The sequence below is a fragment of the Agrobacterium sp. CFBP 3001 genome, from assembly GCF_027871605.1.
Classification (GTDB): domain Bacteria; phylum Pseudomonadota; class Alphaproteobacteria; order Rhizobiales; family Rhizobiaceae; genus Agrobacterium; species Agrobacterium leguminum.
Genome location: NZ_JAQAHD010000005.1, coordinates 53,873 through 68,545 on the forward strand (window position 1 = coordinate 53,873; position 14,673 = coordinate 68,545).

The 14,673-nt window shown below is 58.3% G+C and carries 13 protein-coding genes and 3 tRNA genes; 2 read left to right on the plus strand and 14 right to left on the minus strand.

Annotation, left to right across the window (positions count from 1 at the left end; all coding sequences use genetic code 11):
- Window positions 1-7: 7 nt before the first annotated feature.
- From PH605_RS08670 to PH605_RS08710, 9 genes are all read right to left on the minus strand, one after another.
- Entirely contained in the window at window positions 8-1,105 is a 1,098-nt protein-coding gene (locus PH605_RS08670; protein ID WP_078054017.1) for an NADH-quinone oxidoreductase subunit E, read from the minus strand.
- Between the two features lie 16 nt (window positions 1,106-1,121).
- Window positions 1,122-1,382 (minus strand): hypothetical protein, encoded by a 261-nt coding sequence (locus tag PH605_RS08675; protein WP_142844879.1) that lies wholly within the window; start codon window positions 1,380-1,382, stop codon window positions 1,122-1,124.
- Window positions 1,382-2,572, minus strand: a complete 1,191-nt coding sequence (locus tag PH605_RS08680) for an NADH-quinone oxidoreductase subunit D (protein WP_003496461.1) — start codon at window positions 2,570-2,572, stop codon at window positions 1,382-1,384. Before PH605_RS08680 ends, PH605_RS08675 begins: the two co-directional genes overlap by 1 nt.
- 1 nt (window position 2,573) lies before the next feature.
- Complete coding sequence (locus PH605_RS08685) at window positions 2,574-3,002, minus strand: GFA family protein (protein ID WP_142844878.1); 429 nt, start codon at window positions 3,000-3,002, stop codon at window positions 2,574-2,576.
- A complete protein-coding gene (locus PH605_RS08690) occupies window positions 2,999-3,601 on the minus strand; it encodes an NADH-quinone oxidoreductase subunit C (RefSeq protein WP_003496465.1) in 603 nt (200 codons plus the stop codon). The genes PH605_RS08685 and PH605_RS08690 overlap by 4 nt, the downstream gene beginning before the upstream one ends.
- A gap of 20 nt (window positions 3,602-3,621) precedes the next feature.
- Window positions 3,622-4,206 (minus strand): NuoB/complex I 20 kDa subunit family protein, encoded by a 585-nt coding sequence (locus PH605_RS08695; RefSeq protein ID WP_003521524.1) that lies wholly within the window; start codon window positions 4,204-4,206, stop codon window positions 3,622-3,624.
- On the minus strand, window positions 4,197-4,562 hold the full coding sequence (locus PH605_RS08700; RefSeq protein ID WP_003496469.1) for an NADH-quinone oxidoreductase subunit A: 366 nt from the start codon (window positions 4,560-4,562) through the stop codon (window positions 4,197-4,199). The genes PH605_RS08695 and PH605_RS08700 overlap by 10 nt, the downstream gene beginning before the upstream one ends.
- 435 nt (window positions 4,563-4,997) lie before the next feature.
- Window positions 4,998-5,074 (minus strand) — tRNA-Asp (locus PH605_RS08705).
- A 39-nt stretch (window positions 5,075-5,113) separates the two neighbouring features.
- Window positions 5,114-5,190: transfer RNA gene (locus tag PH605_RS08710), tRNA-Asp, on the minus strand.
- Window positions 5,191-5,634: 444 nt separating this feature from the next.
- On the opposite strand from PH605_RS08710, the gene PH605_RS08715 reads away from it, so the two are divergent.
- Together PH605_RS08715 and PH605_RS08720 are read left to right on the plus strand one after the other, a co-directional pair.
- Window positions 5,635-5,710: transfer RNA gene (locus PH605_RS08715), tRNA-Val, on the plus strand.
- 317 nt (window positions 5,711-6,027) lie between these two features.
- Window positions 6,028-6,165, plus strand: a complete 138-nt coding sequence (locus tag PH605_RS08720; protein WP_003502364.1) for a hypothetical protein — start codon at window positions 6,028-6,030, stop codon at window positions 6,163-6,165.
- A 204-nt stretch (window positions 6,166-6,369) separates the two neighbouring features.
- Here the strand turns inward: PH605_RS08720 and PH605_RS08725 are convergent, their stop codons facing one another.
- The 5 genes from PH605_RS08725 to clpP form a co-directional block, all read right to left on the minus strand.
- Window positions 6,370-8,568 carry an esterase-like activity of phytase family protein gene (locus PH605_RS08725; protein ID WP_142844877.1) on the minus strand — a complete coding sequence of 733 codons (2,199 nt, stop codon included), beginning with the start codon at window positions 8,566-8,568 and terminating at the stop codon, window positions 6,370-6,372.
- Between the two features lie 353 nt (window positions 8,569-8,921).
- The gene (gene hupB, locus PH605_RS08730; protein WP_003502360.1) at window positions 8,922-9,197 is read right to left on the minus strand and encodes a DNA-binding protein HupB; all 276 of its coding nucleotides are present in this window, start codon (window positions 9,195-9,197) and stop codon (window positions 8,922-8,924) included.
- A gap of 289 nt (window positions 9,198-9,486) precedes the next feature.
- Window positions 9,487-11,904: an endopeptidase La gene (lon, locus tag PH605_RS08735; protein ID WP_078054020.1), complete on the minus strand. Its 2,418-nt coding sequence runs from the start codon at window positions 11,902-11,904 to the stop codon at window positions 9,487-9,489.
- Between the two features lie 414 nt (window positions 11,905-12,318).
- Window positions 12,319-13,596, minus strand: a complete 1,278-nt coding sequence (gene clpX, locus PH605_RS08740) for an ATP-dependent Clp protease ATP-binding subunit ClpX (protein ID WP_059752638.1) — start codon at window positions 13,594-13,596, stop codon at window positions 12,319-12,321.
- A gap of 293 nt (window positions 13,597-13,889) precedes the next feature.
- Entirely contained in the window at window positions 13,890-14,522 is a 633-nt protein-coding gene (gene clpP, locus PH605_RS08745) for an ATP-dependent Clp endopeptidase proteolytic subunit ClpP (RefSeq protein ID WP_003521529.1), read from the minus strand.
- Window positions 14,523-14,673 lie beyond the last annotated feature (151 nt).

Below are 14,673 nucleotides of genomic sequence, written 5' to 3' on the forward strand. Positions count from 1 at the left end.
TCACCTCTTACCGCGGCTTCTTGCCGAAGACCCTGATATACTCGGCTTCGCCACCCTTGGCGAGCGCCTCGGCCTGCTTGACCCAGTCATCACGGCCGATACGGCCCTTGAAATTCAGATATCCATCGACCCAGTCGCATTCGGCCTGCTTCCAGCCGGCGATCTGCGCATAGGTGAAGATGCCGAGCTCGTTCAGCGTACCCTCAATCTTGGGGCCTACGCCGGAAATCAGCTTCAGGTCGTCGGGCGTTGCGGGCTTTTCGATGCCTGCCGGACGATCCTTGGAATCGAGCGACGGCTTCGCAGATCCCGAAGCTTCCTTTTCGGCGGTCTTCACATTGGCTTCGGCAGCCTTCGGCGCGGTCACCGGCGTCTTCAGCTTCGGATCGGTTTCAGGCGCATCCGTCTTCGGCTTGGCGGCGTTGGAGGGCGGAACCGGTGCGGCGTCCGCAGCCACTTCGGCCGGCTTGTCGAGATTGGAGCGATCCGGCTTGATCTCTTCCGTCAGCGTCGTCAGGCCGCCGACCGGGACCGACTGGTGACGGTCGATCTGCGGGCCGGTCTTGACGGTGTCGCCCTTGCCTGCCTCGAACGTATCGATGATCTCTTCCAGACGCTCGGGCGTCAGGTCCTCATAGGCGTCCTTGAAGATGATGACCATCGGCGCGTTGACGCAGGCGCCCTGACATTCCACTTCTTCCCAGGAGAGCGTGCCGCTCTCATTGGTGTGCAGCGGATCGTGGTGGATCTTCTTGCGGCAGACATCCATCAGCGCTTCCGAGCCGCGCAGCATGCAGGGCGTGGTGCCGCAAACCTGAACATGGGCGCGCGTGCCGACCGGCTTCAGCTGGAACTGGGTATAGAAGGTCGCCACTTCCATGACGCGGATATAGGCCATATCCAGCATGTCGGCGATTTTCTCGATGGCGGCGCGGGTAACCCAGCCGTCCTGCTCCTGCGCACGCATGAGCAGCGGGATGACCGCCGATTGCTGGCGTCCCTCGGGATATTTCTTGATCGTCTTTTCAGCCCATGCGGTATTTTCCGCATTGAAGGCAAACGCCACGGGCTGGAACTGATCTTCGGCTAGTCGACGAACGGACATACTTCCTCACGCCTTTTCAGTTTAACGTCTCACAACGCGATCTCGCCACCGTGACGAATTCGCAGGCGTAAGCCGCCTTGTCTTTCTGCATGAACACGATGAACTTGCTGCCATTGGGAACCGAGGCCTTGATCTCGTATCCCGACGACAGAAGCTGCTTGATGGTCGAAGAGCCGCCGCTCGACAGCGATATGCCGCCCACGTCCGTCGCCGTCTGGGCGAGAGCGGAGGCAGACATCGCAGCGAGAAAAGCCGGTATGGCCAGCGGCAGACGCATCAGCGGTCGACCTCCCCGAACACGATGTCGAGGGAGCCGAGCACGGCTGTAACGTCAGCAAGCTGATGGCCCTTGCACAGGAAATCCATGGCCTGCAGGTGTGCGTAGCCCGGCGCGCGGATCTTGCAGCGATAGGGCTTGTTCGAACCGTCTGCGACCACGTAAACGCCGAACTCGCCCTTCGGCGCTTCGACGGCGGCGTAAACTTCGCCGGCGGGAACGTGGTAACCTTCGGTGTAGAGCTTGAAGTGGTGGATCAGCGCTTCCATCGAACGCTTCATCTCGCCACGCTTCGGCGGAACTACCTTGCCGTCTAGCGACGAGACCGGGCCGATGCGATGCTTGCCGGAGAGAAGGTCGACGCACTGCTTCATGATCTTTACGGATTCGCGCATTTCCTGCATGCGGATCAGGTAACGATCATAGCAATCGCCGTTCTTGCCGACGGGAATGTCGAATTCGAGATCGGAATAGCACTCATAGGGCTGCGCGCGGCGCAAATCCCAGGCAGCGCCCGAGCCGCGCACCATCACGCCCGTGAAACCCCAGGCGAAGGCGTCTTCAAGCGAGACGACGCCGATATCGACGTTACGCTGCTTGTAGATGCGGTTGTCGGTCAAAAGGCCCTCGATATTGTCGAGAACGGTGAGGAACGGATCGCACCACTTGCCGATATCATCCACCAGTTCCGGCGGCAGGTCCTGATGCACGCCGCCCGGACGGACGTAAGCCGAGTGCATGCGGGCGCCGCAGGCGCGCTCATAGAACACCATCAGCTTTTCGCGTTCTTCGAAGCCCCAGACCGGCGGCGTCATAGCGCCGACGTCCATGGCCTGCGTCGTCACGTTCATGATGTGCGACAGGATGCGGCCGATTTCCGAATACAGGACGCGGATCAACTGACCGCGCATCGGGATTTCGAGACCGAGCAGCTTTTCGACGGCGAGCGCGAAAGCGTGTTCCTGGTTCATCGGTGCGACGTAGTCGAGGCGGTCGAAATAAGGAACGGCCTGCAGATAGGTCTTGGTCTCGATCAGCTTTTCGGTGCCGCGATGCAGGAGACCGATATGCGGATCGACGCGCTCGACGATTTCGCCATCCAGTTCCAGAACCAGACGCAGCACGCCGTGCGCGGACGGATGTTCCGGACCGAAGTTGATCGTGAAATTGCGGACGTTATGCTCAGTCATTCTAGTGCTCCGCCGAGGTGATCATGGCGATGAATTCGGGGCCGGTCATGTTCTGCGTGGCTTCCGCGAAAGAATAGCTCGAAGGCTTCTCATCCGTGAAAATCTGCGACGCGAACTTGAAACTGGAAGGGTTATCGAAAGCCTGCAACGAAACGGCGAAATGCTTGCCGTCCTTCGAGCGCCACATCAGCGTGCTGCCGCAATTCTTGCAGAAGCAGCGCTCACCCCATTCCGACGAGGAATAGACGCCGAGGTTCTCTTCGTTCTCAACGGAGATATCAGCGCATTCGACAGCCAGAAAGGCACCGCCGGACCAGCGGCGGCACATGGAGCAATGGCAAACGCCGAATTCGCGGGCACCGATGACGGCATTGAGGCCGACGGCGCCGCAAAGACATTGTCCATGCTCTGTCGGGGGGGCTTGGCTCATTGCTTGGCCTTTTCGTCACCCGGGAGAACATATTCGGTTCCTTCCCAGGGGGAGAGGAAATCGAAGTTGCGGAATTCCTGTTTCAGTTCAACCGGTTCATAAAGAACCCGTTTCAGCACGTCATCGTAACGCACTTCCACAAAGCCGGTAACCGGAAAATCCTTGCGCAGCGGATGGCCTTCGAAACCGTAGTCCGTGAGGATGCGGCGGAGATCCTTATGGCCTTCGAACGGAATGCCATACATGTCCCAGGCTTCGCGCTCGAACCATTCGGCACCCATATAAACCGAGGTCGAAGACGGTACGCCCTCGTCTTCCGCCACCTGCAGCTTGACGCGTACGCGCAGGTTCTGGCGCGGCGACAACAGGTGATAGACGACATCGAAACGCTTCTCGCGCTGCGGCCAGTCGACACCGCAAATATCGATGATGTTGACGAAACCGCACTGCACGTCGTCACGCAGGAAGGTCAAAAGCGCGATCACGCTTTCAGGCGTCGTGTTCAGCGTCAGCTCGCCATAGGCGATATCAGCCGACACCACGAGGGAACCACGCGCTTCCTTAACGTAAGCAGCAAGATCGTTGAGAGCTTCGCTCATTCTTAATCCGTCCTTTGCCCTTAGCGCTCGATCGTACCGGTACGACGAATCTTCTTCTGCAGCAGAAGCACGCCGTAAAGCAGCGCCTCCGCCGTGGGGGGACAGCCCGGAACGTAGATATCCACCGGCACGACGCGGTCGCAGCCGCGCACCACGGCGTAGGAATAATGGTAATAACCGCCGCCATTGGCACAGGAGCCCATGGAGATGACGTAACGCGGCTCAGGCATCTGGTCATAGACCTTGCGCAGAGCGGGCGCCATCTTGTTGGTCAGCGTGCCGGCGACGATCATCACGTCCGACTGGCGCGGTGAGGCGCGCGGGGCGACGCCGAAGCGCTCCATGTCATAACGCGGGCCGGACGCCTGCATCAGGCCTTCGACGGCGCAGCAGGCAAGGCCGAACTGCATCCACATCAGGGAGCCGGTGCGTGCCCAGGTGATCAGCTCGTCGGTCGAGGTGACGAGAAAACCCTTGTCGGCCAGCTCGTCATTGATTTCCGTGAAGTAGGCATCGTTGCTGCCAACCGGCTTGCCGGTGGAGGGATCGATGATCCCCTTCGGCTGCGGCGCAACGAGCGTGGTGTTGTTCTGGCTCATGCCCATTCCAGCGCTCCCTTCTTCCACTCATAAATAAAGCCGATGGTGAGAACGAGAAGGAACACCATCATCGACCAGAAACCGAACCAGCCCATCTCGCCGAAAGACACCGCCCAGGGGAACAGGAAGGCGACTTCCAGGTCGAAGATGATGAACAGGATCGACACGAGATAAAAGCGGATATCGAATTTCATGCGGGCATCGTCGAAGGCGTTGAAACCGCACTCGAAAGCAGAAAGCTTTTCCGGGTCCGGCGCCTTGTAAGCGACAGCGAACGGCGCAATGAGAAGCGCCAGGCCGATGACGAGAGCGATACCGATGAATATTGCGATCGGAATGTAGGAACTGAGGAGTTCAGTCATGGTCTCTTCCCTGCCCGGCCGGGTGCCGGGCCTGCCTTTGTGACCTTAAGTCTCAAAGAGCGGACAATATGTTGCAACGCCAAAGTCGTTAGCGCAGCCGCGCTCTCTCTGCAAGAGTTTAGGCACCATTTCAAGACACCTGCCGCATTGATTGGCAACAATATTGCCGGAATTGACGCAAATTTGGGCCACAATTCCGGCCTAAGCCACTCAAATACAATAATAATCGATTGAACGACGCAACCGCAAAAAAGTCACACGAATTTTACGTCGGGATGGCGGTGAAGTGACGATATTTGGGAATCGAAACTTGACTAAAAAATGCAGGAAAAATCGCGTTTAAAAAGCCCGGAATCAGGCGCTGGAATCGTCAATAGACGAGCGCGCAAATCGCGTGTCGATCTGTTTTTGAGGAGACATTTCAGGAGAGAGAAATGGCGCGAGTGACGGGGCTCGAACCCGCGACCTCCGGCGTGACAGGCCGGCACTCTAACCGACTGAGCTACACCCGCGCACCACAGACATTCATCTGCGTTTTCCGAGGGACAGGATGGCGCGAGTGACGGGGCTCGAACCCGCGACCTCCGGCGTGACAGGCCGGCACTCTAACCGACTGAGCTACACCCGCATCTCCTGACGACAGGAACCAGTCCCGCCGCTCGAACCAGCCTCGGCTGTTCGATGAGCGGCTAACTACGGCGTTCGTGCGGGGGTGTCAAGCAGGTTTCACGACAAAAGAATAAGCTTCTTCATTTTGATCAGGAAAAACCGAAAGGCCTTGGAACGCGATTGCGGCAAACGCCCTGTTTTTCGGGCTTTTCCCAACGAAAACAAAAAACTTGTCCACAGCCGGAGGCTTCCGTAGCGGGATTTCCACATGACCATCACGGCGTCCTCGGGTCCTGTTTCGGGAAAAAAGCCCGCAGTTCCCGGCTTTTTGCCCCCGTCCCCCGGCGACGGAAAATTTTCTCGGCAAAAAAACAAAAAAACTTCACAAAAGCCCTTGCGGTTTTTTTCCGATCCGCATACATCACGGCCACCGACGCGGCGGACATGATCCGCAAGACGCGAAGGGCGATTAGCTCAGTTGGTAGAGCGCCTCGTTTACACCGAGGATGTCGGGAGTTCGAGTCTCTCATCGCCCACCATTTTTCCAGAAGATTTAAATATCACCCCTGAACCGAGATCGTTCGTGTTTGCTTTCGCTATGCGATAAGCCCTCGAGTATTCGGAATTATCCCCCCTGCCCTCACTACGGTCGGTAGAGCGTCGTCATGATTCCCAACCGCTGGAATCGCTTTTCTCCAGTTGCGCCATGCCAAATCGGCACTGCTGTTCCAAAATCCGACAACTTGACCACCCCCTGTATCACCCCGCAACATACCGGAAAATAAGGAAGATTCAGACTTTCTAAAGAGATTTCAGGCATTGTTTGCGCACCGTTTCATGATGAACGGTTGAACTGATGGATGAAACCATGTCGATCGACGCGTTTGTAACACTCGCGCTTATTGCGCTGCCTGTTTATATTTTTTTCCGCTGGGTCCAGCAGGACTCGGAAAAACAAGATACTCCCAAAAGCAAGAATTCCATGGGGCGGTGATCCGTTACGATCGATCCGCAGCATTTTCCCGGATGGCTCCGGACGAATCCTTCACAATCCGATATCGAAGCGGCAATGCCGATTTTAACGGCTTGCGTCGTCAGGCATCGTGCAAGATCGGGAAATCCGGCCAAGCGGCCCCTCACCATGCAGAAAAGCCGGGCATAGCCCGGCTTTTCTCATTTGCGGTGCCAATCGGCTCGATCAGTTGATCGCCTTCATATTGACGGTGAAGAACAGCGTTTCGCCGGAAGAATCGTCCACGCCGTCATTGTCGGTCACGGCATAGGCCGTTCCCGCCTTGTCGAAGGTGAAGCCTTCCAGCTTGTCGACGACATAACCGTTGGTCTGGGCCTTGAGGTCAGGCAGGAAGTCATGGGCTTCCTGCTTGGCCACCAGCGGCAGGTCGCCGCCGATCTTGCCAGGCTTCAGGTCCGCGATCGCAACACGGTAGAGCTTCTTTATCTTTGCCTTGTCGCCGATCTGGTTGTCGCGCTCGACGATATAGACATAGTCGCCCTGCGCGGCGATTTCGGAGAGGCCGACCCAGCCTGCCTCGGTCTTGTCGAGCGGGTAACGGACGGCGCCCCACTCCTTGGATTTCGGATTGTAGGAGACCAGCTTGACGAAGCCCTTTTCGTCCGTGCCCCATTCACGCTGCACAGCCATCCACAGCGTCGCGTCGTCGCCCTTGCCGATCATCGTCACGCCTTCGAAACCGAAGCGGGTGTCGCCGGCGAGAAGTTCCTTCGGCAATGCGATCTCAGCCTTGATCTCGCCCTTGGCGTTGACGTTATAGAGCGCGTGCGGAACGAGCTTGGCGCTGTCGCCTTCAGAAGCCAGCCAGAAACCGCCTTTGCCGTCCAGCGTGATGCCTTCGATGTCGAGCTTCTGAGCGGCAATACCGTCACGCTTGACGCGCAGGACGCTAGTGATGGTGGCGGGCTTTTTCGTCGCATCGATGGTGAAGATCGACGGCTGGTTGCCATAGACCGAGTCGGACACGGCATAGAGAATGCCGGGCTTTTCGGCATCGCCGACCAGACCCGAAAGAGCGCCCCAGCCGATCGGTGCACCATCGACGGTGGCGGAAACCAGCTGCGGATAGGCTGCTTCACCTTCACCGCGTTCATAGAGCATGACATGCGAGCGCACGCCGCCGTCTTCGATCAGATCGACCTCATTGGCCGTGGCAAGGAGGTTGCGCGACGGGATGGCGACAGCGCCTTCCGGCGAAACGCCCGAAGGCAGGAGCTGCGTCAGTTCCGGCTCCTTGCCGGTGTCCTTGTATACAGCGACGACAGAGGCGCGCTCCGACAGCACGAAGAAATATTTCTGGTCGCCGAAGGTCGCAGCTTCCAGACCTTCCGGCTCGATGCCCTTTGCCTTGGAGCGCTTTTCCGGATAGTGGCCGATGGCCGCAACCGCGTGTTCGAGCGAGGAGCCGGATTCATAGACGAGCTTGCCGGTCTTGTCGAAGATGGTAAAGCCGCGCGAACCACCCTGCCAGTCGCCCTCATTGGCGATGACGATACGGTCATTGTCCAGCCACTTCACGGCGTCCGGCTCACGCTTGCGGCCTTCCTGCTTCTCGGTGAACTTCAACTGGCCATCGGTCTTCGTATCGATGCCTTCAAGATCGACCTTGCCGGCGGAGAAATGCGTCTTCACCGTACCGGTCTTGCCGTCGAGAATGACGATATGATTGTTTTCCTGAAGAGTCAGCGCGATCTCGCCATTGGCGTTGATCGACACGAATTCCGGTTCCGGATCCTCAGGGGAAATTTCGGCAAGGCCGGTGAGTTCGATCTTCTTCAGCGTCGCGCAATCGGCAACGCCGTCTTTCAGGCCGACAGTCACCAGATAACCGGCTGGCATCTGCGGCAGGGCACCTTCGTTTACCTCTTCATCGCGCTCGTTTTCGATGGCGATGGCGGCGAAGGTCTTGTCCGGGGAAACGGCGACGGAATCGGGCTGGCCGCCGAGATCGCAGCTTGCTTCGATCTTCTTGGTAGCAATATCGACCGTCACCAGCTTGCCGGACGGCTTGGCGCGATTTTCCGACGTGTTGACGCCGGCCAGCACCTTGAGACCGGCAACGGCAACGGACGTTGGCTCGCCTTCGAGCAGCAGCGCGCCGCCGGCCTTGGGAGCCTTGGCGTCGGTGATGTCGATGAAACCGATGCCGCCAAGCGGGCTGTCCGAATAGATCAGCGTCTTGCCGTCTTCGCTGGCGGTAATGATTTCAGCCGAGGTGACGGATTTGGCGTCCTTGTCCGCGGGAAGGTTTTTCGCCACCGGGAAAGATGCGATGCGGTTGAAAACCGGCTCGGCCGCGGCCGGAATGGCTGCGGACGTGAGCAGCGCGGCGGTCAAAGCCATTTGAGAAAATCGGAACGCCATTTTAATCCCCCTTGGGTCCAAAAATACCCCAAGGCTTCTGCGTTACAGACATGACAGTGGCATGACACTTCCTGACCGCTGAATCAAAAAGCCCGGCCTGGAAGGCCGGGCTTTCGTGTTTATGCCCACATTCCGCGTCGAAAAACGCCGTGTGTCCGGATGGAAGCTACACAGGCGCTTCCCTGCTTTCATTCACATCTTGACCGGGAGAACCCGGCCTGTCCGAAAAGAGCTTTTCGAAACACCGCCCGCTTTTGGCGGCGATGTGACGGCGTCAGGGCGTCAAAACATGTTTCCTCGTGAACCTGAAAAGCTGCCCGCCCGCCGCCGGGCGTTGCGGCTTTCTGGAAACCTTACGAGTTGACGGCGTCCTTCAGGCCCTTGCCTGCGGAAAACTTCGGTACGTTGCGAGCCGGGATATCGACTTCAGCACCCGTGGAAGGGTTACGGCCCTTGGAGGCTTCACGACGGCTGACGGAGAAGCTGCCGAAGCCGGCCAGGCGAATGTCGCCACCGTTCTTCAGTTCGCTCTGTACAGTTTCGAATACAGCATCAACAGCGGAAGCAGCATCTGCCTTCGTGAGACCAGCCTTTTCGGCAACAGCAGAGACGAGCTCGTTCTTGTTCATGTTTCCACCCCTTTCAATGGTTTGAAACGACTCAAATTAAGCCGGCGCAGAATACGTTCGCATCCGCGCGCAGCAACCCAAAAGCGCTGGAATCGCCTGAAAAACAAGGGGTCTGCGTTTTTTTTCACAAAAAAGGCCGACATTTCTGCCGGCCTTCCACATATTCGTGCCAAATTCGCATCACTTGTGCGCAGCTTTACGCCACATGCGCCTTCCGACACCTAACACATTGAATCTATGCATCAGCCGTCGCGAAAGGCGATTCCCGCCCCTCGCGACGATGCATGCATCAATGCGCGATGGTCTGGCTGCCGTCGTCGACGCCTTCGACGGTTGCGATCACCGGCGTCTCGATGCTGCCGTCCCACTCGATGGGCTCCGGCTGGCGGATAAGGGCGTGCTTGATGACCTCGCCCATGCGCGACACCGGGATGATTTCCATCTCGTTCTTCACATTGTCCGGAATTTCCGCCAGATCCTTGGCGTTTTCTTCCGGGATCAGCACCTTCTTGATGCCGCCGCGAAGGGCCGCAAGCAGCTTTTCCTTCAGGCCGCCGATCGGCAGCACGCGACCGCGAAGCGTGATCTCACCCGTCATCGCCACATCCTTCGAGACCGGGATACCGGTCATGATGGAGACGATGGCGGTCGCCATGGCAACGCCGGCGGACGGTCCGTCCTTCGGGGTCGCACCTTCCGGAACGTGCACGTGGATGTCGCTCTTGTCGAAGCGGGGCGGCTCGATGCCGAAGTCCACGGCGCGCGAACGGACATAGGATGCCGCCGCCGAAATGGATTCCTTCATCACTTCCTTGAGGTTGCCGGTCACCGTCATACGGCCCTTGCCCGGCATCATCACGCCTTCGATGGTGAGCAGCTCACCACCAACTTCCGTCCAGGCCAGACCCGTGACGACACCGACCTGATCCTCGCGCTCGGCCTCGCCGTGGCGGAACCGCGGAACGCCCAGATAATCCGGAACGTTTGCTGCGGTAACCTCAACGGACTTGACCTTGCCCTTGATGATCTCGGTGACAGCCTTGCGCGCCAGCTTCATCAGCTCGCGTTCGAAGCTGCGCACGCCCGCCTCGCGGGTGTACTGCTGGATGACGACCATCAGGGCGTCATCGGTAACCGAGAACTCTTCCGGACGCAGGGCATGTTCCTTGATCGCCTTAGGCAACAGGTGACGCTTGGCGATTTCGCGCTTTTCGTCTTCCGTGTAACCGGCAATGCGGATCACTTCCATGCGGTCCATCAGCGGGCCGGGAATGTTCAGCGTGTTGGCCGTGGTCACGAACATCACGTCGGACAGGTCGTATTCCACTTCAAGGTAATGGTCCATGAAGGTGGAGTTCTGTTCCGGATCGAGCACCTCGAGCAGAGCCGACGACGGATCGCCACGGAAATCCATGCCCATCTTGTCGATTTCGTCGAGCAGGAAGAGCGGGTTCGCCTTCTTGGCCTTCTTCATCGACTGGACGATCTTGCCCGGCATGGAGCCGATATAGGTACGGCGGTGACCGCGGATTTCCGCCTCGTCACGAACGCCACCCAGCGCCATGCGCACATATTCGCGGCCGGTCGCCTTGGCGATCGACTTGGCGAGCGAGGTCTTGCCGACGCCGGGCGGGCCGACGAGGCAGAGGATCGGGCCACGGATTTTCGTCGCACGGGCCTGCACGGCCAGATATTCGACGATACGCTCCTTGACCTTGTCCAGACCGAAGTGGTCCTGATCCAGGATCTTCTCGGCATTGTTGAGGTCCGCCTTGATCTTGGACTTCTTGCCCCATGGCAGACCGAGCAGCCAGTCCAGATAGTTGCGCACGACGGTCGCTTCCGCGGACATCGGGCTCATCTGGCGCAGCTTCTTCATTTCCGCTTCGGCCTTTTCCTTGGCCTCCTTGGAAAGCTTGGTCTTGGCGATGCGCTCTTCCAGCTCGGCCATCTCGTCACGGCCGTCCTCGCCGTCGCCGAGCTCCTTCTGGATCGCCTTCATCTGTTCGTTCAGGTAATATTCGCGCTGTGTCTTCTCCATCTGGCGCTTGACGCGCGAGCGGATGCGCTTTTCGACCTGGAGCACGGAAATTTCGCCTTCCATGAAGCCGAGCGCCTTTTCAAGCCGCTGCTTCACGCTGACGGTTTCCAGCATTTCCTGCTTTTCGGTAATCTTGATCGACAGGTGCGAAGCGACCGTATCGGCAAGCTTCGAATAATCGTCGATCTGGCCGGCAGCGCCGACAACCTCGGGCGAAATCTTCTTGTTGAGCTTCACATAGCTCTCGAATTCAGACACGACCGAACGCGACAGCGCCTCGATCTCGACCGGATCTTCGGCAGGCTCCTGCAACGGCGTCGCAGTGGCTTCATAGAAGTCTTCACGACCGGTGTAGCTGTCGATCTGGGCGCGGCCCTTGCCTTCCACCAGCACCTTCACGGTGCCGTCGGGAAGCTTCAGAAGCTGCAGGACATTGGCGACCGTGCCGACCTTGTGGATGGCCTCCGGGGCAGGATCGTCATCGCTGGCGTTGATCTGGGTAACAAGCATGATCTGCTTGTCCGACCCCATGACTTCCTCGAGCGCACGGATGGATTTTTCCCGCCCGACGAACAGGGGAACGATCATATGCGGGAAAACGACAATGTCGCGCAGGGGAAGTACCGGATAGGTACCGCCAGATGCCGCAGACGTGATGTTCGTCATATCATTTCCTTTCCATGGTCCCTTTCGGGACACTTTGCCGGACAGCTTGGGGCATCCGGCACATTCATTTCTCGAGACTGAAAGTGGAGTTTCGAAACACCGATTTCAAGTCGCCGGAACAGACGGCCTTACGCGACGGCAGGACCGTGAAATTCAACAAAACCCAGCGCCGGCTAATACTACCGACATTTCCGGTTATCCTTGAGGGCTCAGGAACCGGGTCGCCGACGAAATTCACATTTCCGTCATATCGCGCTGCAAATCAGTTGTAAGACTTTATCAGCAAAGCGCAATCCGCTCCAAACGCAAAATCGGGCTTCGCCAAGTTAGGCGCAAGTTTCACACCCGGCGACAACAGAAAAGGCCCGCACGGAGGCGGGCCTTCTGACTTCATCGAAGCACCGGACCGGCCGATCAGGCAGAAACGTTGGTCTTTTCTTCCTGACGATCCGCATAGATGTAGAGCGGACGTGCAAGGCCGCTGACGACCTCGTCGGAAATGACCACTTCGCGCACGCCTTCCAGCGTCGGCAGTTCGAACATGGTGTCCAGAAGGATTTTTTCCATGATCGAGCGCAGGCCACGGGCACCGGTCTTGCGGGTGATCGCCTTGCGGGCGATTTCGCGAAGGGCGTCCTCGTGGAAGGTCAGTTCCACATCTTCCATCTCGAACAGGCGCTGATACTGCTTGACCAGCGCGTTCTTCGGCTCGGACAGGATCTGGATCAGCGCATCCTCGTCGAGGTCTTCCAGCGTGGCGAGAACCGGCAGACGGCCGATGAATTCCGGGATGAGACCGAACTTCACCAGATCTTCGGGCTCCAGCTCGCGCAGAACCTCGCCGACGCGGCGATCATCTTCCGCCTTGACGGTCGCACCGAAGCCGATCGAGGTCTTTTCACCACGGGCCGAGATGATCTTGTCGAGACCGGCAAACGCGCCGCCGCAGATGAACAGGATGTTGGTCGTATCCACCTGCAGGAATTCCTGCTGCGGATGCTTGCGACCGCCCTGAGGCGGTACGGAAGCGACCGTGCCTTCCATGATCTTCAGAAGCGCCTGCTGAACGCCCTCGCCCGACACGTCGCGCGTGATGGACGGGTTGTCCGACTTGCGGGAAATCTTGTCGACTTCGTCGATATAGACGATACCGCGCTGGGCGCGCTCGACATTGTAATCCGCAGCCTGCAACAGCTTCAGGATGATGTTTTCCACGTCCTCGCCGACGTAACCGGCTTCGGTCAGCGTCGTTGCGTCCGCCATGGTGAAGGGAACGTCGATGATGCGGGCGAGCGTCTGGGCAAGATAGGTCTTGCCGCAGCCCGTCGGACCGACGAGCATGATGTTCGACTTCGCAAGCTCGACATCGCCATTCTTGGAGGCGTGCGCGAGGCGCTTGTAGTGGTTGTGAACGGCAACAGACAGGATCTTCTTCGCCTGCTTCTGGCCGATGACGTATTCGTCGAGGATCTTGATGATGTCCTGCGGGGTGGGAACACCCTCACGCGACTTCACCATCGACGTCTTGTTCTCCTCGCGGATGATGTCCATGCACAATTCGACGCATTCATCGCAGATGAATACCGTCGGTCCGGCAATGAGTTTCCGGACTTCGTGCTGGCTCTTGCCGCAGAATGAACAATAGAGTGTATTCTTAGAGTCGCCGCCGTTGCTGCCGCTGACTTTGCTCATATCACTTTCCTTCCAGCACGCCGCAGGTCCGCCAAACGGATCGCGGTCAACTTACCGCCCGCCGATACGGCAGCCCTTGGGGTGCATCGCCGTATCCGCCTCGTTTCCCGGGGTACTAACCGGTATCAGATACATGAGCTGACAACCGGCTGCAACGAATTCCCCATCAAACCAAAGGCCACGTCATAAAAATTCAACATAGCCTTTATATATACTAATATCGCTTTCTGTTGCGGTTGAAAGCCCCGAAATTACTTTTGCGGGTTCAAACAAACGTCAAAAAGCGGCGCGCCTCAATTCGCGGCGGCGCCTTCGATTTCCTGGCGCGAGGTCAGGATCTTGTCGATCACGCCCCAGTCCTTCGCCTCGTCTGCATCCATGAAGTGGTCGCGATCGAGGGTTTTTTCAACCTCTTCGAGCGTACGGCCCGTGTGCTTCACGTAGACTTCATTGAGGCGGCGCTTCATCTTGATGATGTCGCGGGCGTGGCGCTCGATGTCCGATGCCTGCCCCTGGAAACCGCCGGAAGGCTGGTGCACCATGATGCGGGCGTTCGGGGTTGCGAAACGCATTCCCTTTTCACCGGCAGCCAGAAGCAGCGAGCCCATGGAGGCAGCCTGGCCGACGCAGAGCGTGGAGACCGCAGGGCGGATGAACTGCATCGTATCGTAGATCGCCATGCCGGCGGTCACAACGCCACCCGGCGAATTGATGTAGAGCGCGATTTCCTTCTTCGGGTTTTCAGCCTCGAGGAACAGCAGCTGCGCGCAGACGAGCGAAGCCATCTGGTCTTCCACCGGGCCGGTGAGGAAAATGATGCGTTCCTTGAGAAGACGGGAAAATATGTCGTAGGAGCGTTCGCCGCGATTGGTCTGCTCAACGACCATCGGCACCAGAGCCATGGCGGTATCAACTGGATTTTTCATGTCCGTCCTTTGTCAAACTCTGCCCTTCGCGAAAAACCGCTCCGGAATCACTTCTAACCTTCATACTCCCTACATAGAGTGTGCATGCCCCGTACTTCAAGACACGAAGCCGCATATCCTTAACGGCTCAACAGCGTTTGCAGGCCTTTCG